Source organism: Citrobacter sp. MGH105, assembly GCF_001037485.2.
Classification (GTDB): Bacteria; Pseudomonadota; Gammaproteobacteria; order Enterobacterales; family Enterobacteriaceae; genus Citrobacter; species Citrobacter portucalensis.
The window spans coordinates 2422151-2444817 of sequence record NZ_CP073048.1; the positions used below are offsets into that span (position 1 = coordinate 2422151).

At 52.0% G+C, this 22667-nt stretch carries 22 protein-coding genes and 1 other annotated feature; of the genes, 14 read left to right on the forward strand and 8 right to left on the reverse strand.

The window, feature by feature from the left end; translation table 11 throughout:
* Nucleotide 1: 1 nt before the first annotated feature.
* The 4 genes from trpCF to trpL all read right to left on the reverse strand — a co-directional run bounded on the left by trpCF (nt 2) and on the right by trpL (nt 4660).
* Nucleotides 2–1360, reverse strand: a complete 1359-nt coding sequence (gene trpCF, locus SK35_RS11605; RefSeq protein WP_048216434.1) for a bifunctional indole-3-glycerol-phosphate synthase TrpC/phosphoribosylanthranilate isomerase TrpF — start codon at nt 1358–1360, stop codon at nt 2–4.
* 3 nt (nt 1361–1363) lie between these two features.
* Nucleotides 1364–2959, reverse strand: coding sequence for a bifunctional anthranilate synthase glutamate amidotransferase component TrpG/anthranilate phosphoribosyltransferase TrpD (gene trpD, locus SK35_RS11610; RefSeq protein WP_048216260.1), 1596 nt, complete (start codon nt 2957–2959; stop codon nt 1364–1366).
* Nucleotides 2959–4521 (reverse strand): anthranilate synthase component I, encoded by a 1563-nt coding sequence (trpE, locus tag SK35_RS11615; protein ID WP_048216261.1) that lies wholly within the window; start codon nt 4519–4521, stop codon nt 2959–2961. Before trpE ends, trpD begins: the two co-directional genes overlap by 1 nt.
* A gap of 23 nt (nt 4522–4544) precedes the next feature.
* Nucleotides 4545–4639: a sequence feature (Trp leader region), on the reverse strand.
* Nucleotides 4616–4660 (reverse strand): trp operon leader peptide, encoded by a 45-nt coding sequence (gene trpL / locus SK35_RS11620; protein ID WP_012905981.1) that lies wholly within the window; start codon nt 4658–4660, stop codon nt 4616–4618. (Overlaps the previous feature by 24 nt.)
* 135 nt (nt 4661–4795) lie before the next feature.
* On the opposite strand from trpL, the gene rnm reads away from it, so the two are divergent.
* From rnm to rluB, 3 genes are all read left to right on the forward strand, one after another.
* Nucleotides 4796–5674 carry an RNase RNM gene (rnm, locus tag SK35_RS11625; protein ID WP_008784938.1) on the forward strand — a complete coding sequence of 293 codons (879 nt, stop codon included), beginning with the start codon at nt 4796–4798 and terminating at the stop codon, nt 5672–5674.
* Complete coding sequence (locus tag SK35_RS11630) at nt 5671–6291, forward strand: L-threonylcarbamoyladenylate synthase (RefSeq protein ID WP_003833336.1); 621 nt, start codon at nt 5671–5673, stop codon at nt 6289–6291. Before rnm ends, SK35_RS11630 begins: the two co-directional genes overlap by 4 nt.
* A gap of 100 nt (nt 6292–6391) precedes the next feature.
* A complete protein-coding gene (gene rluB / locus SK35_RS11635; protein WP_003020625.1) occupies nt 6392–7267 on the forward strand; it encodes a 23S rRNA pseudouridine(2605) synthase RluB in 876 nt (291 codons plus the stop codon).
* An 83-nt stretch (nt 7268–7350) separates the two neighbouring features.
* Here rluB and cobO read toward each other — a convergent pair whose 3' ends face one another.
* Nucleotides 7351–7941, reverse strand: coding sequence for a cob(I)yrinic acid a,c-diamide adenosyltransferase (gene cobO / locus SK35_RS11640; RefSeq protein ID WP_032943609.1), 591 nt, complete (start codon nt 7939–7941; stop codon nt 7351–7353).
* Nucleotides 7938–8699 (reverse strand): YciK family oxidoreductase, encoded by a 762-nt coding sequence (locus SK35_RS11645; RefSeq protein ID WP_048216262.1) that lies wholly within the window; start codon nt 8697–8699, stop codon nt 7938–7940. The genes cobO and SK35_RS11645 overlap by 4 nt, the downstream gene beginning before the upstream one ends.
* A 221-nt stretch (nt 8700–8920) precedes the next feature.
* On the opposite strand from SK35_RS11645, the gene sohB reads away from it, so the two are divergent.
* The gene (gene sohB, locus SK35_RS11650; protein ID WP_048216263.1) at nt 8921–9967 is read left to right on the forward strand and encodes a protease SohB; all 1047 of its coding nucleotides are present in this window, start codon (nt 8921–8923) and stop codon (nt 9965–9967) included.
* 108 nt (nt 9968–10075) lie between these two features.
* On the opposite strand, the gene SK35_RS11655 is transcribed toward sohB, so the two are convergent.
* Complete coding sequence (locus SK35_RS11655; RefSeq protein WP_003020616.1) at nt 10076–10327, reverse strand: YciN family protein; 252 nt, start codon at nt 10325–10327, stop codon at nt 10076–10078.
* A gap of 398 nt (nt 10328–10725) precedes the next feature.
* On the opposite strand from SK35_RS11655, the gene topA reads away from it, so the two are divergent.
* The 5 genes from topA (at nt 10726) to acnA (ending at nt 18126) form a co-directional block, all read left to right on the forward strand.
* Entirely contained in the window at nt 10726–13323 is a 2598-nt protein-coding gene (gene topA, locus SK35_RS11660) for a type I DNA topoisomerase (RefSeq protein ID WP_003833325.1), read from the forward strand.
* 208 nt (nt 13324–13531) lie between these two features.
* A complete protein-coding gene (cysB, locus tag SK35_RS11665) occupies nt 13532–14506 on the forward strand; it encodes an HTH-type transcriptional regulator CysB (protein WP_003020610.1) in 975 nt (324 codons plus the stop codon).
* A 322-nt stretch (nt 14507–14828) separates the two neighbouring features.
* Nucleotides 14829–14969 carry a YmiA family putative membrane protein gene (locus tag SK35_RS11670; protein WP_213732144.1) on the forward strand — a complete coding sequence of 47 codons (141 nt, stop codon included), beginning with the start codon at nt 14829–14831 and terminating at the stop codon, nt 14967–14969.
* 2 nt (nt 14970–14971) lie between these two features.
* The gene (locus SK35_RS11675; RefSeq protein ID WP_165787407.1) at nt 14972–15142 is read left to right on the forward strand and encodes a hypothetical protein; all 171 of its coding nucleotides are present in this window, start codon (nt 14972–14974) and stop codon (nt 15140–15142) included.
* Between the two features lie 308 nt (nt 15143–15450).
* The gene (acnA, locus tag SK35_RS11680) at nt 15451–18126 is read left to right on the forward strand and encodes an aconitate hydratase AcnA (protein ID WP_048216264.1); all 2676 of its coding nucleotides are present in this window, start codon (nt 15451–15453) and stop codon (nt 18124–18126) included.
* Between the two features lie 49 nt (nt 18127–18175).
* On the opposite strand, the gene ribA is transcribed toward acnA, so the two are convergent.
* Complete coding sequence (gene ribA, locus SK35_RS11685) at nt 18176–18766, reverse strand: GTP cyclohydrolase II (RefSeq protein WP_003020601.1); 591 nt, start codon at nt 18764–18766, stop codon at nt 18176–18178.
* A gap of 201 nt (nt 18767–18967) precedes the next feature.
* Between ribA and pgpB the strand changes: the two genes are divergently transcribed.
* The 5 genes from pgpB to yciH all read left to right on the forward strand — a co-directional run bounded on the left by pgpB (nt 18968) and on the right by yciH (nt 22621).
* Entirely contained in the window at nt 18968–19732 is a 765-nt protein-coding gene (pgpB, locus tag SK35_RS11690; RefSeq protein WP_032943604.1) for a phosphatidylglycerophosphatase B, read from the forward strand.
* Nucleotides 19733–19881: 149 nt separating this feature from the next.
* The gene (locus SK35_RS11695; protein WP_003020595.1) at nt 19882–20190 is read left to right on the forward strand and encodes a LapA family protein; all 309 of its coding nucleotides are present in this window, start codon (nt 19882–19884) and stop codon (nt 20188–20190) included.
* A 6-nt stretch (nt 20191–20196) separates the two neighbouring features.
* A complete protein-coding gene (lapB, locus tag SK35_RS11700; RefSeq protein ID WP_003833317.1) occupies nt 20197–21366 on the forward strand; it encodes a lipopolysaccharide assembly protein LapB in 1170 nt (389 codons plus the stop codon).
* Between the two features lie 190 nt (nt 21367–21556).
* Nucleotides 21557–22294 (forward strand): orotidine-5'-phosphate decarboxylase, encoded by a 738-nt coding sequence (gene pyrF, locus SK35_RS11705; RefSeq protein WP_156174809.1) that lies wholly within the window; start codon nt 21557–21559, stop codon nt 22292–22294.
* Complete coding sequence (gene yciH / locus SK35_RS11710; protein ID WP_003833315.1) at nt 22295–22621, forward strand: stress response translation initiation inhibitor YciH; 327 nt, start codon at nt 22295–22297, stop codon at nt 22619–22621.
* The last annotated feature ends 46 nt before the right edge of the window (nt 22622–22667 follow it).

Below are 22667 nucleotides of genomic sequence, written 5' to 3' on the forward strand. Positions count from 1 at the left end.
CTTAATATGCGCGCAGCGTCTGAAAGACCGAAGCCAGAAGACGTGCATCTTTGATGCCCGGCTGTGACTCTACGCCAGAATTGAAATCGAGACCGGCACAGCCGGTTTTTGCCGCGTCAACGCAGTTATCTGCGCCGAGTCCGCCAGCCAGTAAAACGTTATTCAGCGATTGTCCGCCTAAAAGTGACCAGTCGAAGCGTTGACCGCTGCCGCCCTGGCCGTTGTCGAAGACGTATTTATCGACATGCTGATAATCACGGGCTGGCAACGTCTCGCTGACGCTGAGTGCCTTCCAGATTTGCACCTGTGCGGGCAGTAAGTCGCGCAGGGCGTCAACATAGGACTGGTCTTCGTTACCGTGCAGTTGCACGGCAGTTAGTCCCAGCTCCGCCGCTGTTGCGCTCACGTCGGCAATATCTGAGTTGCGAAACACCCCGACGTATTGCAGCGGCGCGCCGGTCATGACCTCTCGCGCCTGTGCAACGTTGACCGCGCGCGGTGATGTGGGGACAAAAATCAAGCCGCCGTAAATGGCGCCTGCTTCGTATGCCGCATTTGCATCCTGAGCCCGGGTTAAACCGCAGACTTTATTCTCGCCGAGCAGTACGCGACGCACGGCGGTATGCAGATCGTCATGCGACATCAGCGCAGAGCCAATCAGAAAACCGTTGGCGAAGTGGCTGAGCTCGCGCACCTGACCGTAAGTATTGATGCCGGACTCGCTGATGACGGTCACACCGTGACCCAGACGCGGTGCCAGTTGACGAGTGCGATTCAGATCAATCGACAGGTCGCGTAAATCACGGTTGTTGATACCAACGACTTTGGCGCCCAGTGCGATAGCACGCTCCAGCTCTTCTTCGTTACTGACTTCGGTCAGTACGCCCATTTTCAGGCTGTGGGCGACGGCGGCGAGTTGACGATATTGCTCATCATCGAGCACCGACAGCATCAGCAAACAGGCGTCCGCCTGGTAGAAACGCGCCAGGTAAATCTGGTAAGGATCGATAATAAAGTCCTTGCACAGAATCGGCTGCGGTGCGATGCGGCTGACGATAGGCAGGAAATCAAAGCTCCCCTGGAAATACTTCTCATCGGTCAGTACGGAGATCGCGGAAGCATAATGTTTATAGATGCTCGCAATCTGTGCCGGATCGAAGTCATCACGGATCACGCCTTTTGATGGAGATGCTTTTTTGCATTCCAGAATAAAGGCGGTGCGTGCACCTTGCAGCGCATCGTAGAAATCACGTGAGCCAGGCTGAACATCATTTTGAAAGCTGGCCAGCGGTTGTTGCTGTTTGCGGGCTTCTACCCAAATCGCCTTGTCTGCGACAATTTTCGCTAAAACGGTTTGCATCATTTACCCTCTTGCTGCCAGTGCAGTGACGCGGTCATAGGCCGCACCGCTACGCAGTACATTAATCACGGTTTGCGCATTGGCTTTTAAATCTTCTTCACCGTGCAGGCGCATTAACATGGCGACATTCGCGGCAACAGCAGCTTCATGAGCGGCTTCACCTTTACCTTGTAACAAGCGACTAAGAATGTCACGGTTTTCTTCCGGCGTGCCGCCAGCCAGCTGTTCCTGGTGGTAAGGCGTCAAACCAAAGTCTTCTGCCGTCAGTTGATAACTCTTGATTTCCCCATCCTGCAGCTCTGCCACAATGGTCGGCGCATGCAGCGAAACTTCGTCCATGCCACCACTGTGCACCACGGCTGCTCGTTGATATCCCAGCACACGCAGCGTTTCAGCAATCGGTAGCACCAGTTCCGGGCTGTAAACGCCGATCAACGCCAGCGGCGGATGCGCCGGGTTAATCAACGGGCCGAGCACGTTAAACAGCGTGCGGGTTTTCAACTGCTGGCGTACCGGCATGGCATGGCGAAAACCGGTGTGATATTTCGGCGCAAACAGGAAGCACACCCCGAGGTCGTCTAGCGCCTCACGGGATTTATCAGCGTTCATATCCAGATTGATGCCAAATGCCGCTAACAGATCCGAAGAGCCAGACTTGCTGGAGACGCTGCGGTTGCCATGTTTGGCAACTTTCAGTCCGCAAGCTGCCGCAACAAAGGCGCTGGCGGTAGAAATATTGATACTGTTGCTGCCGTCGCCGCCGGTACCGACAATATCGGCGAACAGATAATCAGGACGCGGGAACGGCGCGGCATTTTCCAGCAGCGCGGTTGCTGCACCGGCAATTTCATTCGGGTGTTCGCCACGAATTTTCATGCTCACCAGCGCCGCAGCCAGTTGTTCCGGCTTCAGTTCACCGCGAACGACTGCGGAAAACAGCTGGTGGCTTTCCTGCTGGGACAGCGTCTGGGCCTGATACAGTTTCTCCAGAATGGGTTGCAGCGTATTAGTTTGTTCAAGCTTCTGTTGCGCCCATGCCAGCGTTTGTTCCAGCAAACGCGCGCCTTGGGTGGTCAGAATTGATTCCGGATGGAACTGGAAGCCGCAGACGCGATCGGTATCGTGACGCACCGCCATCACCATGCCGTTAAAGTGGGCGTTAATGGTCAATCCAGCAGGTACGTTGCTGCCAACCAGCGAATGATAGCGTGCCACCGGCAGCGGATTCGCCAGACCAGCAAACATCGCCTGACCGTCGTGTTCAATGCTGGACGCTTTGCCGTGCAGGATCTCTCCGGCCTGGCCCACATATCCACCATAGGCTTCAACAATGGCCTGGTGTCCCAGACAAATACCGATGATTGGCAGCTTGCCGCGTAAACGGGTTAACAGCTCCGGCATGCAACCTGCTTCGCTTGGCGCACCTGGTCCTGGAGAAAGCATCAGCACCGGATTTTTCATGGTTGCTAAGCGGTCAATCAACGTCTGGGCCGGAATATGGTTGCGGTAAATCACCACGTTGTGACCATTAGTACGCAGCTGATCCGCCAGGTTGTAGGTAAAAGAATCGATGTTATCAAGCAGCAGAATGTCAGCCATTAGAAGGTCTCCTGTGCGTGGTGCGCGGTAGCGATAGCACGCAGAACCGCACGCGCTTTATTACGGGTTTCATCGGCTTCAGACTGCGGTACAGAATCCAGAACAATCCCGGCACCTGCTTGTACGGTGGCAATACCGTCTTCCACGAGGGCGGAGCGAATGACAATACAGGTATCCAGATCGCCATGCGCCGTGAAGTAACCTACCGCACCGCCGTAGCTGCCACGGCGACGACCCTCTGCCTCGGCGATAAGCTGCATGGCGCGAACTTTTGGCGCTCCGCTTAACGTGCCCATATTCATACAGGCGCGGTAAGCATGCAGAACATCCAGATCGCTACGCAATTCGCCGACCACGCGCGAAACCAGGTGCATAACGAAGGAGTAACGATCGACTTTTGTGAGGTCAGCAACATAGCGGCTGCCAGGCGTACAGATGCGCGCCAGGTCGTTACGCGCAAGGTCAACCAGCATCAGGTGCTCAGAAAGCTCTTTATGGTCGGTACGCATCTCCAGCTCGATACGGCTGTCGAGATCGCGATCAAGCGAACCGTCCGCACGACGACCGCGCGGGCGAGTACCAGCAATCGGGTAGATCTCTATCTGGCGGCTGGTGGCATCATATTTCAGCGAGCTTTCCGGGGAGGCGCCAAACAGCGTGAAATCGTTGTCCTGCATGAAAAACATGTATGGGCTGGGGTTACTTTTCTTCAGCACATAGTAGGCCGCCAGAGGAGATGGGCAGGGCAGCGAGAAACGGCGGGATGGCACCACCTGGAAAATTTCGCCTGCGCGAATCGCTTTTTGCATGCCACGAACTACGGCGCCAAACTCTTCATCGCTCTGATTACACTCGCAGCGCATCTGCGGGACTTCAGTGACCGGCAACGGCGGCGCAGGCTCGGTAAGCTGCTGGCTCAACTGCGCCAGCCGAGCGTTAAGACGCTGTTTTTCCGCATCATTGGGGGTAAAAATACTGGACTGAATACGCGTGCTTTTTTTCTGGTGGTCGATAACCATCAGCGTTTCTGCCAGATAGAAGCAGTAGTCAGGGCAACGGTTGCCCGCTTCAAGCTGAGGTAAATCTTCAAAACCGGCAACCAGGTCGTAGGAAAAAAGACCGCCGAAGAACATCGCTTCACGTTCTTGCACAGGAACATTCACCAGCTCCTGCAATAAACGGAATGCATCAAATACGGACAGGGAGCATAAGCGGGCGTCTTCATCGAGCAGTGGGCTGACGGCAGGGAATCGCAGATGACGACCATTCGGCTGTTGTTCGTTCTCAACGCCAGCGGGCAGGGCAGCATCCAGCAGGGGCAGCAGCGATGCGCCGTTTGCGGACAATGCCTGAATAGTGACAGTGTCACCGAGAGCGGTAATGCGTAATGCGCTGTCAACCAGCAGCAGGCTCTTCAGATCGTCTTTGCTGTCGATGTCTGCAGATTCCAGCAGCAGTGTTGCTGGACGTGCGCCACACACCTGATGAAACAGCGCCGTCGGATTCTCACGGTAGGCGGCATCGCAGGCAAGCAGTTCGAGTGTCGGTTTTTGAGTTTGCATCGTTATTCTCATTAATTTTGTTCAAAAAAAAGCCCGCTCATTTGGCGGGCCGGGTATCTGGTTGCATATTGCAGACGTAAGACACTGCCCGAAATCAGGAAGTGCGCCACCAACCGTGCAGAACAAATGTTGCTTTCATCTCAGATACCTTCTTCATGTGAACTTGCGTACTAGTTAACTAGTTCGATGGAATAAAGTCAACACCTGATTTCAGTATATTTGTCGAAACCGCTATGATGGGCGTGATACGACATTTATTGAAACGGGAGCCGCCTTGAGCGACACGAATTACGCAGTGATTTATGACCTGCACAGTCATACTACAGCCTCCGATGGGCGGTTAACGCCAGAAGCCTTAGTACACCGTGCGGTAGAGATGCGAGTCGGTACACTGGCGATCACCGATCATGACACCACGGCCGGCATTGCGGCGGCAAGAGAAGAAATTTCACGTTCAGGTTTAGCCTTAAATTTGATCCCTGGCGTAGAGATATCAACGGTCTGGGAAAACCATGAGATCCATATAGTGGGTCTGAACATTGATATCGCCCATCCCATGATGTGTGAGTTTCTGGCGCAACAAACGGAACGTCGTCAGCAGCGTGCGCGCCTGATTGCCGAACGACTCGACAAAGCGCATATCCCCGGCGCGTGGGAAGGGGCGTTACGCCTGGCTGATGGCGGGGCGGTTACGCGGGGCCATTTTGCGCGTTTCCTGATGGAATGCGGAAAAGCCACAACCATGGCGGATGTCTTTAAAAAATATCTTGCCCGTGGGAAAACCGGTTACGTTCCGCCACAGTGGTGTACAATAGAACAAGCTATTGATGTCATTCATCATTCTGGCGGTAAGGCTGTTCTGGCTCATCCTGGGCGGTACGATCTTAGCGCTAAGTGGCTGAAAAGACTGGTTGCGCATTTTGCTGAACATCGCGGCGACGCGATGGAAGTAGCACAGTGCCAGCAGTCGCCCAATGAACGCACCCATCTGGCGACGCTTGCGCGTTCGCATCAACTGTGGGCATCGCAAGGGTCTGATTTTCATCTACCCTGCCCATGGATTGAGTTGGGTCGTAAACTTTGGTTGCCCGCAGGCGTAGAAGGCGTCTGGCAACTTTGGGAGCAGCCCGAGATCACAGAGAGGAAAGTATGAGTCAGTTTTTTTATATTCATCCCGAAAACCCGCAGCAGCGACTGATCAATCAGGCCGTTGAAATCGTGCGTAAAGGTGGGGTGATCGTCTATCCAACCGATTCCGGCTATGCGTTGGGCTGCAAAATTGAAGATAAAGGCGCCATGGAGCGCATTTGCCGCATCCGTCATCTGCCGGACGGGCACAACTTTACGCTGATGTGTCGTGACCTGTCCGAACTGTCGACCTATTCTTTTGTCGACAACGTGGCATTCCGTTTAATTAAAAACAACACGCCGGGTAACTACACCTTCATCCTGAAAGGGACGAAAGAAGTTCCGCGCCGTTTGTTGCAGGAAAAACGTAAGACCATCGGCCTGCGTGTGCCATCGAATCCGATTGCGCTAGCGCTGCTGGAAGCACTGGGCGAGCCGATGCTCTCTACATCGCTGATGCTGCCGGGCAGTGAATTTACTGAGTCAGACCCGGAAGAGATTAAAGACCGTCTGGAAAAACTGGTGGATTTGATTATTCACGGTGGCTATCTCGGTCAGCAGCCGACCACAGTCATCGATTTAACCGACGATTCCCCGGTGGTGTTGCGTGAAGGCGTCGGCGACGTTAAACCTTTCTTATAAGGGCGCGAACCGCTATACTACGCGGCCTTAAAATGGCGCTGACTGGCGCCGTTGATTCTCCTGTTCGACGCCTGTGAAGGCGACATCTAAAGGAAGCTCTATGAGCGAAAAGTTACAAAAAGTGCTGGCGCGCGCTGGCCACGGTTCTCGCCGTGAAATCGAATCTATTATTGCCGCAGGTCGCGTGAGCGTTGATGGCAAAATTGCCACGCTCGGCGATCGCGTTGAAGTCACTCCGGGTCTGAAAATCCGTATCGACGGTCATCTGATTTCGGTTAAAGAGTCTGCAGAGCAAATCTGCCGCGTTCTGGCCTATTACAAACCAGAAGGTGAACTGTGTACCCGCAACGACCCGGAAGGTCGTCCGACCGTGTTCGATCGTTTGCCAAAACTGCGTGATGCTCGCTGGATTGCCGTAGGGCGTCTGGACGTGAATACCTGCGGTTTACTGCTGTTTACCACCGATGGTGAACTGGCTAACCGTCTGATGCACCCAAGCCGTGAAGTTGAACGTGAATATGCGGTACGTGTGTTTGGTCAGGTTGATGATGCAAAACTGCGCGATCTGAGTCGTGGCGTACAGCTGGAAGATGGTCCGGCGGCATTTAAAACGATCAAGTTCAGCGGTGGTGAAGGGATCAACCAGTGGTATAACGTCACGCTGACCGAAGGGCGTAACCGTGAAGTCCGTCGCCTGTGGGAAGCTGTAGGTGTACAGGTAAGCCGTCTTATTCGTGTTCGTTACGGTGATATCCCGCTGCCGAAAGGCCTGCCGCGTGGTGGCTGGACCGAGCTTGACCTCGCGCAGACCAACTATCTGCGTGAACTGGTGGAACTGAAGCCGGAAACGACATCTAAAGTTGCCGTCGAGAAAGATCGTCGTCGCATGAAGGCAAATCAGATCCGTCGTGCGGTGAAGCGCCATTCACAGGTCGGTAGCAGCCGTCGTCCGGGTGGTCGTAGCAACAACGGTTAATTATGACCAGGCCTGATAAGCAAAGCGCCATCAGGCCTTAGCGTGGAGCCGGATGCGGCGCAAGCGCCTTATCCGGCCAACTGTCAGTAATCAATCCCTATCTGGGCCTTCACGCCCGCTTCAAACGCATGCTTGACCGGGCGCAACTCGCTGACCGTATCCGCTAACTCCAGAATATCGCGATGACATCCACGGCCGGTGATAATCACCGTTTGATGGGCAGGGCGCGCGTTTAGGGCAGTGATGACCTCTTCAAGCGGCAGATAGTCGTATGCCACCATATAGGTCAGCTCGTCCAGCACCACCATATCCAGTTTATCGTCGGCCAGCATCCGCTTACCGTGTTCCCACACGGCCATACAGGCCGCGGTGTCGGACTCACGGTTTTGCGTTTCCCAGGTAAATCCTGTTGCCATAACCTGAAACTCTACGCCGTGGGGTTCAAGTAAGTTACGTTCTCCGTTTGGCCACGTACCTTTAATAAATTGTACGACGCCGACTTTTTTACCGTGGCCCACCGCGCGCGTGGCGGTACCGAATGCGGCGGTGGTTTTACCCTTACCATTTCCGGTGAATACGATGATGATCCCGCGCTCGTCCGTAGCGGCGGCAACGCGTGCGTCAACCCGATCTTTTACGCGCTGTTGACGTTGCTGATAGCGTTCTTCACTCATTGGGCAATTCCTGGTTTACGGCCCGGCTGGGCGTCAAAAGTCATACCGGTTTTACGGCGGCTGTCATCGCCCATCAGCCACAGGTAGAGCGGCATAATATCGGCGGGAGTTTTCAATTTTTGTGGATCTTCCGTGGGGAATGCACTGGCTCGCATACCTGTTCGTGTTCCACCAGGATTGATACAGTTTACGCGCAGATGACGGTTTTGATACTCATCAGCCAGAACCTGCATCATCCCTTCGGTTGCAAATTTTGAGGTGGCATATGCACCCCAATTGGCGCGTCCCTGGCGGCCAACGCTGGAAGAGGTAAAGACCAGCGATCCGGCATCGGATTTGAGTAACAACGGCAGCAATGCCTGAGTCAGCATAAAAGTGGCATTCACATTTACCTGCATCACATCCTGCCAGACCAGCGGGTTTTGTTCACTCATTGGGCAAATATCGCCGAGTAATCCGGCGTTATGCAGTACGCCATCCAGACGCGGGAAATGTGCGGCAATGCGTTGCGCAAGCTGGTGACATTCTTCAGAGGTACAGGTCAGTAAATCCAGTGTAAACCACTGTGGTTGTGTTCCGTTTTCATCGGCGATAGTGCGGGCAACCTGACGCAGTTTTTCTTCGTTACGCCCAAGCAGGATAACGGTCGCGCCATAGCGTGCATAGGTCTGCGCGGCTTCGCGTCCGATACCATCGCTGGCACCGGTGACAAGAATAATGCGGCCCTGTAAAAGGTCTTGTTTAGGTTGGTAATGCACGGCTACTCCTCGGCGACGCCCTGGCCATCTCGTTCGCAATAACTTTTGGGCTTTATGCCTTAAACCCTGTTCTTTTTCAATCAGCCAAAGGCAATAACACCGCAAAATGAACGCTTTGTCATGCTTTTTACTGATTCAGCACTGGATGTATGAAGCAAGACGAGGTGACACACCTGTTGTACACTGAGCGGAAGTCGCGTTGTTTAACCAAGGTGGGTCTTGTGGAATTGTTGTCTGAATATGGGCTGTTTTTGGCAAAAATTGTCACTGTCGTGGTGGCTATTGCAGTGGTGGTGATGCTGATCGTAAACGCGACACAACGCAAACGTCAGCGTGGGGAATTGCGGGTTATTAACCTCAGCGATCAATATAAAGAGATGAAGGAAGATCTGTCGCTGGCCTTATTGGATGGGCATCAGCAAAAATTCTGGCATAAGGCGCAGAAAAAGAAACAGAAGCTGGAGGCGAAGGCCGCCAAGGCAAAAGCGAAACTGGGTGACAGTACGTCATCAGATAAACCTCGTGTATGGGTGCTTGATTTTAAAGGCAGTATGGATGCCCATGAGGTCAGCGCATTACGTGAAGAGGTGACGGCGGTGCTGGCGGTTGTTAAACCTCAGGATCAGGTGGTGGTTCGTCTGGAAAGCCCGGGCGGTGTGGTACATGGTTATGGCCTGGCTGCGTCCCAGTTACAACGCCTGCGCGATAAGCAGATCCCACTGACCGTCACGGTAGATAAAGTCGCTGCGAGCGGCGGATATATGATGGCCTGCGTGGCAGATAAAATTGTTTCGGCGCCGTTTGCTATCGTCGGCTCAATTGGCGTGGTGGCGCAGATCCCGAACTTTAACCGCTTCCTGAAAGGGAAAGATATTGATATCGAACTGCACACCGCCGGACAGTACAAGCGTACGCTGACGTTGCTTGGCGAGAACACGGAAGAAGGGCGGCAGAAATTCCGTGAAGATCTGAACGAAACACATCATTTGTTTAAAGATTTTGTCCATCGTATGCGCCCGACTCTGGACATTGAGCAGGTTGCCACGGGTGAACACTGGTTTGGTCAACAGGCGCTGGCAAATGGGCTGGTGGATGAGATCAATACCAGCGATGAGGTGATCCTCGGGCTGATGGACGGTCGTGAAGTGTTGAACGTTCGCTATCTGCAGCGTAAAAAGCTGATGGATCGTTTTACCGGTAGTGCGGCGGAGAGCGCCGATCGTTTGCTGATGCGCTGGTGGCAGCGGGGGCAGAAGCCACTGATGTAAAATTGTCATTGCCGGATAGCGATGCTCACATATCCTATCCGGCCTACAAATAGGCATCAATGTAGGCTGGATAAGGCGTTGCCGCCATCCGGCAAATTATTTCTCGAGTTAATCGATCAAGTGATACTTTTCAGAAAGTACGTGCGCCAGGTGTTTAAACATATTAAACACAGCCGTACTTTTGGGCGTTGGTAGCCCTTGCTCGTCTAAAAAGTAATCTCCGCTGAAAACCAGCACGCCGTTTCGCTGCGTAACGCCGGTGGCGACAATCCCCGCCAGCGTGTCCTCATGCTCACGAATGATTTTGTTGGCTTCAATCAGCAGTGTTTCGCGATCGATGGGTTGAGTGTCTTTATGCATGATTTACTCCTTAAACAAGGACATTAGTCTACGCTGAGCCCGCCTTATGGGCAAATATTCCCTGACATAAATGAAGGTTTTACGACAGTGTTACAACTGGCGAGATTTGTTTTTGCATGCTAATAAAGTTGCGTAACGCATTTTATCAGGTACAGTGTGACGCTTTCGTCAATCTGGCAACAGATTTGCTTGACATTCGACCAATACTTCGTCGTGCTAGAGCGTTTGTGAGAAAAAAAGCCTGTTAACTCAGTTACATGAGAGTTACATTACAAGCGCGAAACAGTTTAAGGGGTTGATATCCGCCGACGCAGAGACCATATCGATGTCTCGTCGCCAGTGGAAGGTGAATCAACGTGCGACGCATTCTGGAAGAATCAAATTAGGTAAAGGTGAATATGGGTAAAGCTCTTGTCATCGTTGAGTCCCCGGCAAAAGCCAAAACGATCAACAAGTATCTGGGTAATGACTACGTGGTGAAATCCAGCGTCGGTCATATCCGTGATTTGCCGACCAGTGGCTCAGCAACTAAAAAGAGCGCCGACTCAACCTCCACCAAAACGGCTAAAAAGCCCAAAAAGGATGAACGTGGCGCTCTCGTCAACCGTATGGGTGTTGACCCGTGGCACAACTGGGATGCGCGCTATGAAGTGCTGCCTGGTAAAGAGAAAGTTGTTTCTGAACTGAAGCAACTGGCTGAAAAAGCCGACCACATCTATCTCGCAACCGACCTTGACCGCGAAGGGGAAGCCATTGCATGGCACCTGCGGGAAGTCATCGGTGGCGACGACACCCGCTACAGCCGCGTGGTGTTTAACGAAATTACCAAAAATGCTATTCGCCAGGCGTTTGAAAAACCGGGCGAGTTGAACATCGATCGTGTTAATGCGCAACAGGCGCGCCGCTTTATGGACCGTGTTGTGGGTTATATGGTGTCGCCACTGCTGTGGAAAAAAATTGCGCGTGGTCTGTCTGCCGGTCGCGTACAGTCTGTGGCTGTGCGTCTGGTGGTTGAGCGTGAACGCGAAATCAAAGCATTTGTTCCAGAAGAGTTCTGGGAAATTGATGCTAACACGACCACGCCGGGCGGCGACGCGTTGCCGCTTGAGGTGACGCATCAAAATGACAAACCGTTCCGTCCTGTAAATCGGGAACAAACGCTTGCCGCTGTTAGCCTGTTGGAAAAAGCGCGCTATAGCGTCCTGGAACGTGAAGATAAACCGACAAGCAGCAAGCCGAGCGCACCGTTCATTACCTCCACGCTACAGCAGGCTGCGAGCACGCGTCTGGGCTTTGGTGTGAAGAAAACCATGATGATGGCGCAGCGCTTGTATGAAGCGGGTTACATCACTTACATGCGTACTGACTCAACCAACCTGAGCCAGGATGCTGTCACCATGGTTCGCGATTACATCAGTGATAATTTTGGCAAAAAATATTTGCCGGAGAGCGCGAACCAGTACGCCAGTAAAGAGAACTCGCAGGAAGCACACGAAGCTATCCGTCCTTCCGATGTCGCCGTACTGGCGGAGTCGCTGAAAGATATGGAAGCCGATGCGCAAAAACTGTATCAGCTGATCTGGCGCCAGTTTGTAGCTTGCCAGATGACGCCAGCGAAATATGACTCTACCACCCTGACCGTGGGTGCGGGTGATTTCCGTCTGAAAGCGCGTGGTCGTATTCTGCGTTTCGATGGTTGGACCAAAGTGATGCCAGCACTGCGTAAGGGCGATGAAGATCGCATCTTACCGGCGGTGGACAAAGGCGATACCTTGACGCTTATCGAGCTGACACCTGCGCAGCACTTCACCAAGCCGCCTGCACGCTTCAGTGAAGCTTCGCTGGTTAAAGAGCTTGAAAAGCGTGGCATTGGTCGTCCATCCACCTATGCGTCGATCATCTCTACGATTCAGGATCGCGGTTATGTTCGCGTTGAAAACCGTCGCTTCTACGCTGAAAAAATGGGTGAAATCGTCACCGATCGTCTGGAAGAAAACTTCCGCGAGCTGATGAACTACGATTTTACCGCGCAGATGGAAGACAGCCTCGACCAGGTGGCGAATCACGAAGCCGAATGGAAGGGCGTACTCGACAACTTCTTCACTGATTTTACTCAGCAGTTAGATAAAGCCGAGAAAGATCCTGAAGAAGGCGGTATGCGTCCGAACCAGATGGTGCTGACCAGCATTGATTGCCCGACCTGCGGACGCAAGATGGGTATTCGTACCGCCAGTACCGGCGTTTTCCTTGGTTGCTCCGGCTACGCACTTTCCCCGAAAGAGCGTTGCAAAACCACCATTAACCTGGTGCCGGAAAACGAAGTATTGAACGTGCTGGAAGGCGATGACGCGGAAACGAACGCATTGCGCGCCAAACGCCGCTGCCAGAAGTGCGGTACGGCAATGGACAGTTATCTCATCGATCCTAAGCGTAAATTGCATGTGTGTGGTAATAACCCAACCTGCGACGGCTACGAGATCGAAGAGGGTGAATTCCGTATCAAGGGTTATGACGGTCCTATCGTAGAGTGCGAAAAATGTGGTTCTGAAATGCACCTGAAAATGGGACGTTTCGGCAAATACATGGCGTGTACCAACGACGAGTGTAAAAATACCCGTAAGATCCTGCGTAACGGTGAAGTTGCTCCGCCGAAAGAAGATCCGGTTCCGCTACCGGAACTGCCGTGTGAAAAATCTGACGCGTATTTCGTGTTACGTGATGGTGCTGCAGGTATCTTCCTGGCGGCCAATACGTTCCCGAAATCACGTGAGACTCGTGCGCCGTTGGTGGAAGAGTTGTACCGCTTCCGCGATCGCCTGCCGGAAAAACTGCGTTATCTGGCAGATGCGCCGCAAACTGACCCGGATGGTAACAAGTCTATGGTTCGTTTCAGCCGTAAAACCAAGCAGCAATACGTTGCCGCTGAGAAAGACGGTAAGGCGACTGGCTGGTCCGCGTTCTTCGTTGACGGTAAATGGGTAGAAGGGAAGAAATAACAGCGTTTCGGCTGAATTTCTCCTCAAAGGGTCGCGTAAGCGGCCCTTTTTGTTTCTGGCATATTATTTTTTGTCATACCTATACAGCGTACATATAAATGATATAGTGGTTATAGTTAACAGACTTTTTATTATTAAATCGTATTAGCAGCGCCCACGAGCCTGCACTGAAACGATGATTTGATGGCGCGAATCGGGATGGCATAACATGAAATTACAGCAGCTTCGCTACATTGTTGAGGTGGTGAACCACAACCTTAATGTCTCCTCAACGGCGGAAGGGCTTTATACCTCTCAGCCCGGTATCAGTAAGCAAGTTCGTATGCTGGAAGATGAACTTGGCATCCAGATTTTCGCCCGTAGCGGTAAGCATCTGACCCAGGTTACGCCTGCGGGGCAGGAAGTTATCCGTATTGCGCGCGAAGTACTGTCTAAGGTAGATGCTATTAAGTCCGTTGCTGGCGAACATACCTGGCCGGATAAAGGCTCGCTGTATATCGCCACCACGCACACCCAGGCACGTTACGCTTTGCCGAACGTGATTAAAGGTTTTATTGAGCGATATCCTCGTGTTTCATTGCATATGCATCAGGGATCGCCGACGCAAATTGCCGAAGCCGTCTCGAAAGGGAATGCGGATTTTGCCATCGCGACGGAAGCCCTGCATCTGTATGACGATCTGGTGATGTTACCTTGCTACCACTGGAACCGTTCGATTGTCGTCACGCCGGATCATCCGCTGGCGGGAAAATCCTCGGTTTCTATTGAGGAACTGGCACAGTATCCACTGGTAACCTACACCTTTGGATTTACCGGGCGTTCGGAGCTGGACACCGCGTTTAACCGTGCGGGTCTGGAGCCGCGTATTGTTTTTACCGCGACCGATGCCGATGTTATTAAAACCTATGTCCGTCTGGGGCTCGGCGTGGGTGTAATTGCCAGTATGGCGGTTGATCCTGTTTCCGATCCTGACCTGGTACGTGTGGATGCGCACGATATCTTCAGCCATAGCACCACCAAAATTGGTTTTCGTCGCAGCACCTTCTTACGCAGTTACATGTATGATTTCATTCAACGTTTCGCGCCGCATCTGACGCGTGATGTGGTGGACACGGCGGTGGCTCTACGTTCCAACGATGATATTGAAGCCATGTTTAAAGATATTAAATTGCCTGAGAAATAATAACGGTTGTTACCTTGTCGGTATCCGTAAGCCGTAAGCATAAAGTGATACCGACGGGAGAGTCTTAATTTATTCATTATTTCTCCTCCTATATATTAACCATATATTATTTATGGAAAAAGTTCTCTAAAGTAGTTTCAAATTAGTCAGCTTGCCAAAAATCACTCTCAAATATTCATAATTGATCAAACAATTGATTTATTTATCAGATCGAGTCCGAAAATTAACTGGCTTTTTTTCGCCTTTTTTATTAGGATTCCTCCTATCTGATGATTAATTGTACCAATTGTTTGGTGCCTAAATGATAAGTGATTTCGATAGTATGAGGTTAGCGATGCCTTCAGGAAACCAGCCTGCACGCCGGGATCCCGCGATGAAACGTAAAGCCTGGTTCGCCGTGTTTCTTGGCTCTGCGATATTCTGGATTATTGTCGCACTCGTGGCCTGGAACGTGTGGGGGTAAGTATGTCCGCACCGGAGCAGCACTCTACCGTGACGCCAGCGTCTCATGACCATGAGCAAGAGAGCAAAACCGTAGCCGAGAAGGATCCAAAGATACCCGAATCCTGGAATCTTTCTCCTGAACAACAGGCGTTTATTGATCTGTTAACCGATGATGATAAACAGAAACAATAATTCGTACGTATTTTATAATAATAACGATTACCTCGTGGCCTTAAATATCGAATCGTTTATCCCATGTATTCACCATCAGCCACCTAATCAACGTATTATCGATTGCGCTATTGCCTGCTGAATATTCATCCTATTCATCTACACGGCTAGACCTTACTCCCTACCATTGACCTCACTTCGCGCTTTTGTATCGCGCGCTACTTTTATCAATTTGAGTTGTTATCAAAGCGTTACATTTTGTTTGTGTTATCTTTAATACTAACCCTGAGGAAATCAGGGGATCCAACCCTGTCATTTAAGGAGGAGCTATGTCGTCGACCCTACGAGAAGCCAGTAAGGACACATTGCAGGTTAAAGACAAAACCTACCGCTACTACAGTTTACCTCTGGCCGCTAAATCACTGGGTGATATCACCCGACTACCCAAATCGCTGAAAGTGTTACTGGAAAACCTGCTTCGTTGGCAGGATGGTAATTCCGTAACCGAAGATGATATTCATGCGCTCGCGCATTGGCTGAAGACTGCCCATGCCGATCGTGAAATTGCCTATCGACCCGCTCGTGTTCTGATGCAGGATTTTACCGGCGTGCCGGCGGTGGTCGATCTGGCCGCCATGCGCGAAGCGGTGAAACGTTTGGGCGGAGATACAGCAAAGGTGAATCCGCTTTCGCCAGTGGACCTTGTCATTGACCACTCGGTAACGGTGGACCGTTTTGGTGATGATGATGCTTTCGAAGAAAACGTACGCCTGGAAATGGAACGTAACCATGAGCGTTATGTGTTCCTGAAATGGGGACAGCAGGCATTTAGTCGCTTCAGCGTTGTACCACCAGGAACGGGGATTTGCCACCAGGTTAACCTTGAATACCTCGGCAAAGCCGTCTGGAGCGAGTTACAGGACGGTGAGTGGGTGGCTTACCCTGACACGTTGGTCGGAACCGATTCCCATACGACAATGATTAATGGTCTCGGTGTGCTGGGATGGGGCGTTGGAGGCATTGAGGCCGAAGCAGCAATGCTGGGTCAACCGGTCTCTATGCTTATCCCGGATGTTGTGGGCTTCAAACTGGTGGGAAAACTGCGGGAAGGCATCACCGCTACTGACCTGGTTTTAACCGTCACCCAGATGCTGCGTAGGCACGGCGTGGTCGGTAAATTCGTTGAATTCTACGGTGATGGGCTGGACACCTTACCGCTGGCCGATCGGGCAACCATTGCGAACATGTCACCGGAATACGGCGCAACCTGCGGTTTCTTCCCGATCGATAGCATCACTCTTGAATATATGCGTCTGAGTGGGCGCAGTGAGGAGCAGGTTGAGCTGGTCAGCGCCTATGCCAAAGCGCAGGGAATGTGGCGTAATCCTGGGGATGAACCCGTATTTACCAGTTCACTGGAGCTGGATATGGGCAGTGTAGAAGCTAGCCTTGCCGGACCGAAGCGTCCGCAGGATCGGGTGGCACTGGCTGATGTCCCGAAAGCGTTTTCGGCGAGTAATGAACTCGAAGTGAATAGCTCGCTGAAAGATCGCCAGCCAGTGGACTATGCAATGAACGGTCACCAGTACCAGCTGCCGGATGGTGCTGTGGTTATTGCAGCGATCACTTCCTGTACCAACACCTCTAACCCAAGCGTATTGATGGCGGCGGGGCTGCTGGCGAAAAAAGCAGTGACGCTTGGTCTGAAACGTCAGCCATGGGTGAAAGCCTCGCTGGCGCCAGGATCGAAGGTGGTGTCTGATTATCTGGCGCAGGCAGGGTTCACGCCGTACCTTGATGAGCTGGGATTTAACCTTGTAGGTTATGGCTGTACCACCTGTATCGGTAACTCGGGTCCGTTACCCGATCCTATCGAGACTGCTATCAAAAAAGGCGACCTCACCGTTGGTGCTGTGCTTTCCGGCAACCGAAACTTTGAGGGGCGTATCCATCCGCTCGTGAAGACCAACTGGTTGGCGTCTCCGCCGCTGGTGGTGGCCTATGCGCTGGCGGGGAATATGAACATCAATCTGACTAAAGATCCGTTAGGGCATGACAGAAAGGGCGATCCCGTATATCTGAAAGATATCTGGCCGACGGCTCAGGAAATTGCCCGTGCCGTGGAGCAGGTTTCTACCGCCATGTTCCATAAAGAGTATGCTGAAGTGTTTGAAGGCACGCCTGAATGGAAAGCAATCCAGGTCGATCGGGCTGATACCTATGGCTGGCAGTCTGACTCAACCTATATCCGCTTGTCGCCGTTCTTCGATGGTATGCAGGCGACGCCGGATCCGGTCCAGGACATTCATGGTGCGCGTATCCTTGCAATGCTTGGAGATTCCGTCACCACCGACCATATTTCTCCTGCAGGTAGTATTAAGCCGGACAGCCCGGCGGGGCGTTATCTGCAAAGCCACGGCGTAGAGCGTAAAGATTTTAACTCCTACGGTTCGCGGCGCGGGAATCATGAAGTAATGATGCGCGGTACCTTTGCCAATATTCGTATTCGCAATGAGATGGTGCCCGGCGTGGAAGGTGGGATGACGCGTCATTTGCCGGGAACTGAGGTAGTGGCTATCTATGATGCGGCTATGCAATATCAACAGGAGAATATTCCCTTGGCGGTTATTGCCGGGAAAGAGTATGGCTCTGGCTCCAGTCGCGACTGGGCGGCAAAAGGCCCGCGCTTGCTGGGGGTTCGCGTGGTTATCGCTGAATCCTTTGAGCGAATTCACCGTTCTAACCTGATTGGTATGGGGATTTTGCCGCTGGAATTCCCACAGGGCGTCACGCGTAAAACGCTGGGACTAACCGGTGAGGAAGCGATCGATATTACGGATCTGCAAAACATCAAACCGGGTGCAACAGTGCCGGTGAGTATGGTTCGCTCGGATGGACGTAAAGAAGTTGTTTTATGCCGCTGCCGTATCGATACCGCGACGGAGCTAACGTACTACCAAAACGATGGCATTCTGCACTACGTGATTCGTAATATGTTGAGCTAGAATGTAAAAAGCCTGCGAGAGCAGGCTTTATTATCGGCGGTAACAACTATTACTTGCCCAGCAAATGTCCCATCTTGGCGGCTTTGGTGTCCAGGTAATGTTCATTGTTCGGGTTACGACCCACAATCAGCGGCACGCGTTCAACAATATTGATTCCCGCTTCGGTCAGAATTTCCACTTTTTTCGGGTTATTGGTCAGCAAACGAACTTCGTCCACACCAAGCAGCTTGAACATATCCGCACACAGCGTGAAATCACGCTCATCTGCCGCAAAGCCCAACTGATGGTTAGCTTCAACGGTATCATAACCCTGGTCCTGCAACGCGTAGGCGCGGATTTTATTGAGCAGGCCGATATTGCGTCCTTCCTGACGATGATAAAGCAGGATACCGCGCCCTTCTTCAGCAATATGGGTGAGAGCCGCTTCGAGCTGGAAACCGCAATCGCAACGCAGGCTAAACAATGCATCGCCAGTCAGACATTCGGAGTGGACACGGGCCAGGACAGGCGTTTGGCCTGTGATATCGCCAAAAACCAGTGCGACGTGATCGTGTCCGGTTGCCAGTTCTTCAAATCCCACCATCAGGAAATCACCCCAGGGGGTTGGCAGTTTGGCTTCTGCCACACGTTTAAGCTGCATGTAATTCTCCAGATTATGCTGGCACTGTCGTGCCGTCGCCTGTTGGCTTCTGTTCTATATTGCACTATTTTGCCATAAGGCAACGATGTTCACCTAATCGCGACAACGGATTCGCTTTTGGAATGGCACAAAATTGTCAATTTCCCCGGCATGCGCTTTTTTCAGTTATGATTGTGAGACTTATCGACGAAAGGAGAGGCAATGCTGTCAATTGCAAAGCGCACTGCGGTCGGGGCCGGGCTGCTACTTATTATGCCGGTTGCCGTATGGGTATCGGGCTGGAGCTGGCAGCCGGGACATAACGTTTGGTGGCTAAAATCTCTGTACTGGATAACGGAAACGGTGACGCAGCCGTGGGGCATTATCACTCACGTTGTTCTCTGTGCATGGTTTCTGTGGTGTCTGCGTTTTCGTCTGAAAGCTGCGGTAATGCTGTTTGCGATCCTGGCTGCGGCCATTTTAGTCGGTCAGGGCGTGAAGTCCTGGGTTAAAGACAGGGTGCAGGAACCTCGGCCCTTTGTCGTGTGGCTGGAAAAAACGCACCATATTCCGGTTGATGAGTTCTACACTTTAAAACGTAAAGAACGTGGTCACTTAGTTAAAGAGCAATTGGCCGAACAACAGGATATTCCGACGTTTCTACGTAAGCACTGGCAAAAAGAAACAGGGTTTGCCTTTCCGTCAGGGCATACGATGTTTGCCGCCAGTTGGGCTTTACTGGCCGTAGGGCTGTTATGGCCACGCCGACGTACGCTGACAATTGTGTTTTTACTTATCTGGGCTACGGGCGTTATGGGCAGTCGCTTGCTATTAGGCATGCACTGGCCCCGTGATTTGGTTGTTGCAACGCTGATTTCATGGTTGCTGGTAACGCTGGCGACATGGCTTGCGCAGCGGGTATGCGGACCATTAACGCCGCCAGTGCAGGAGGAAAAAGAAATCGCTCAGCGTGAACAAGAAAGTTAGCCATGATTGATTTTTCGAATTTTGCCCTTAAATCAGAAAGGGGAAAGCGCTTTTCCGTTTCGCACTCGTTGTGAAAATGGTAATTTAAAGGGCTCAACGCGGTAAGTTGTACACGATTTATTCGCTCAAACCACATAACGGGAAGTAATGTGAAATATTTACTCATTTTCTTACTGGTGTTGGCGATTTTTGTTATTTCGGTGACATTAGGTGCGCAAAACGATCAACAGGTTACGTTTAATTACCTGCTGGCTCAGGGTGAGTATCGTATCTCTACGCTGCTTGCTGTATTGTTTGCCGCAGGTTTTGCGATTGGTTGGTTAATTTGCGGCCTTTTCTGGCTGAAGGTTCGTGTGTCTCTTGCGCGTGCCGAACGTAAAATCAAACGACTGGAAAACCAGCTTACGCCTGCGACCGACGTTGCGGTTTCTGCCGATTCGTCGGTTGTGAAGGAATAATTATTTATGTTGGAGTTGTTGTTTCTGCTTTTGCCTGTAGCCGCTGCCTATGGGTGGTATATGGGTCGCAGAAGTGCGCAACAAACCAAGCAGGATGAAGCTAACCGTCTTTCCCGTGACTATGTCGCCGGGGTTAACTTCCTCCTGAGCAACCAACAAGACAAAGCGGTGGATCTGTTCCTCGATATGCTAAAAGAGGATACGGGCACCGTTGAGGCTCATCTCACCCTCGGAAACCTGTTTCGCTCGCGCGGTGAAGTCGACCGCGCAATCCGCATCCATCAAACGTTAATGGAAAGTGCTTCGCTGACCTACGAGCAGCGTTTGTTGGCCGTACAACAGCTGGGGCGCGACTACATGGCCGCAGGTCTGTACGACCGCGCGGAAGACATGTTTAATCAGCTTACCGATGAAACAGATTTTCGCGTCGGTGCATTACAGCAACTGCTGCAAATTTATCAGGCGACCAGCGAATGGCAGAAAGCGATTGATGTCGCAGAACGCCTTGTGAAGCTCGGTAAAGATAAACAGCGTATTGAGATCGCCCACTTCTACTGCGAACTGGCCTTACAGCAGATGGGCAGCGACGATATGGATCGCGCCATGACGCTGTTGAAAAAAGGGGCTGCGGCAGACAAAAATAGTGCCCGGGTTTCCATCATGATGGGCCGGGTGTACATGGTGAAAGGCGATTATGCGAAGGCCGTTGAATGTCTACAACGCGTGATTTCTCAGGATAAAGAACTGGTCAGCGAAACGCTGGAAATGCTGCAAAGCTGTTACCAGCATCTTGGGAAAAACGATGAGTGGGCCGAGTTTTTACGTCGGGCTGTTGAGGAGAATACTGGCGCCGCCGCCGAGCTGATGCTGGCCGATATTCTTGAAGCGCGTGAGGGGACTGATACCGCTCAGGTTTATATTACCCGCCAGCTACAACGCCATCCTACGATGCGCGTGTTCCACAAGTTGATGGATTACCATCTTAACGAAGCAGAAGAAGGGCGCGCGAAAGAGAGCCTGATGGTTCTGCGCGATATGGTTGGGGAGCAGGTGCGCAGCAAGCCGCGCTACCGTTGCCAGAAGTGCGGATTTACCGCATATACACTGTACTGGCACTGCCCATCCTGTCGCTCATGGTCAACCATTAAGCCTATTCGCGGACTTGATGGGCTGTAATTTTTAAAAAAACTTCACTTTAGTTACAACATGCTAATGATGTGTAACCAATCCATCCTCAACCTCCGTTGCCAAATTCGCCTGGCAGAAATGTAATCGCGCCTGTTAATTTTCTATTGCCGCAGGTAGAATGCACGCCGTTTACCCATTTTGCGCCGCTGATGGCGCCCATCCTCAGGAAGGTCTGGTCATGACGTTTACTGCTTCATCTTCTTCTCGTGCTGTTACTGATTCTCCTGTCGTTGTCGCTCTCGATTATTCCAATCGTGATAAAGCATTAGCTTTTGTCGACAGAATTGATCCTCGTGATTGCCGTTTGAAAGTGGGCAAAGAGATGTTCACGCTTTTTGGACCTCAGTTGGTTCGCGATCTACAACAGCGTGGCTTTGACGTCTTTCTTGATTTGAAATTTCATGATATTCCCAACACTACCGCGCATGCCGTTGCGGCAGCTGCCGAGCTTGGCGTGTGGATGGTTAACGTTCATGCTTCAGGTGGGGCGCGTATGATGACCGCTGCACGTGAAGCCCTGGTGCCTTTTGGTAAGGATGCGCCGCTGCTGATTGCAGTAACAGTTCTGACCAGTATGGAAGCCAGCGATCTTGCCGACCTTGGCGTGACGTTGTCACCTGCGGAGCATGCGGAAAGGCTGGCGCGCTTAACCCAACATTGTGGTTTGGATGGCGTCGTATGCTCCGCGCAGGAAGCGGTGCGATTCAAGCAGGCATTTGGCCAGGCATTTAAACTGGTAACGCCGGGTATTCGCCCTGAAGGTAGCGAGGCAGGCGACCAGCGTCGTATTATGACGCCGGAACAAGCACAGTCAGTTGGTGTGGATTATATGGTTATTGGTCGTCCAGTTACGCAGTCGGCAGATCCGGCGCAGACGCTGAAGATGATCAATGCCTCCCTGAAACGAGGTGCGTAAATGAACGACTCAAATTCTCGTCTGGTCTACTCAACTGACACCGGGCGTATTGATGAACCGAAAGCCGTCCCAGAGCGTCCCAAAGGCGACGGCATTGTCCGTATCCAGCGACAGACCAGTGGCCGCAAAGGTAAGGGCGTGTGCCTGATTACTGGAATAGATCAGGACGATGCTGAACTGACCAAATTAGCTGCGGAACTGAAGAAAAAATGTGGTTGCGGCGGGGCAGTGAAGGATGGCGTGATTGAGATACAGGGTGATAAACGCGACCTGATTAAATCGCTGCTGGAAGCCAAAGGAATGAAAGTTAAATTGGCTGGCGGTTAATAAAAAAAGCCACGGAATTTTCCGTGGCTTTTTAATAATACAGACC

What these genes read in the sequence shown, in the direction of transcription:
- pgpB (WP_032943604.1), top strand. Translation starts at nt 18,968, where the DNA reads ATGCTGTCAATTGCAAAGCGCACTGCGGTCGGGGCCGGGCTGCTACTT.
- cysB (WP_003020610.1), top strand. Translation starts at nt 13,532, where the DNA reads ATGAAATTACAGCAGCTTCGCTACATTGTTGAGGTGGTGAACCACAAC.
- trpCF (WP_048216434.1), bottom strand. Translation starts at nt 1,360, where the DNA reads ATGCAAACCGTTTTAGCGAAAATTGTCGCAGACAAGGCGATTTGGGTA.
- topA (WP_003833325.1), top strand. Translation starts at nt 10,726, where the DNA reads ATGGGTAAAGCTCTTGTCATCGTTGAGTCCCCGGCAAAAGCCAAAACG.
- lapB (WP_003833317.1), top strand. Translation starts at nt 20,197, where the DNA reads ATGTTGGAGTTGTTGTTTCTGCTTTTGCCTGTAGCCGCTGCCTATGGG.
- ribA (WP_003020601.1), bottom strand. Translation starts at nt 18,766, where the DNA reads ATGCAGCTTAAACGTGTGGCAGAAGCCAAACTGCCAACCCCCTGGGGT.
- SK35_RS11670 (WP_213732144.1), top strand. Translation starts at nt 14,829, where the DNA reads ATGAGGTTAGCGATGCCTTCAGGAAACCAGCCTGCACGCCGGGATCCC.
- yciH (WP_003833315.1), top strand. Translation starts at nt 22,295, where the DNA reads ATGAACGACTCAAATTCTCGTCTGGTCTACTCAACTGACACCGGGCGT.
- SK35_RS11630 (WP_003833336.1), top strand. Translation starts at nt 5,671, where the DNA reads ATGAGTCAGTTTTTTTATATTCATCCCGAAAACCCGCAGCAGCGACTG.
- trpD (WP_048216260.1), bottom strand. Translation starts at nt 2,959, where the DNA reads ATGGCTGACATTCTGCTGCTTGATAACATCGATTCTTTTACCTACAAC.
- SK35_RS11655 (WP_003020616.1), bottom strand. Translation starts at nt 10,327, where the DNA reads ATGCATAAAGACACTCAACCCATCGATCGCGAAACACTGCTGATTGAA.
- SK35_RS11675 (WP_165787407.1), top strand. Translation starts at nt 14,972, where the DNA reads ATGTCCGCACCGGAGCAGCACTCTACCGTGACGCCAGCGTCTCATGAC.
- rluB (WP_003020625.1), top strand. Translation starts at nt 6,392, where the DNA reads ATGAGCGAAAAGTTACAAAAAGTGCTGGCGCGCGCTGGCCACGGTTCT.
- acnA (WP_048216264.1), top strand. Translation starts at nt 15,451, where the DNA reads ATGTCGTCGACCCTACGAGAAGCCAGTAAGGACACATTGCAGGTTAAA.
- pyrF (WP_156174809.1), top strand. Translation starts at nt 21,557, where the DNA reads ATGACGTTTACTGCTTCATCTTCTTCTCGTGCTGTTACTGATTCTCCT.
- cobO (WP_032943609.1), bottom strand. Translation starts at nt 7,941, where the DNA reads ATGAGTGAAGAACGCTATCAGCAACGTCAACAGCGCGTAAAAGATCGG.
- trpE (WP_048216261.1), bottom strand. Translation starts at nt 4,521, where the DNA reads ATGCAAACTCAAAAACCGACACTCGAACTGCTTGCCTGCGATGCCGCC.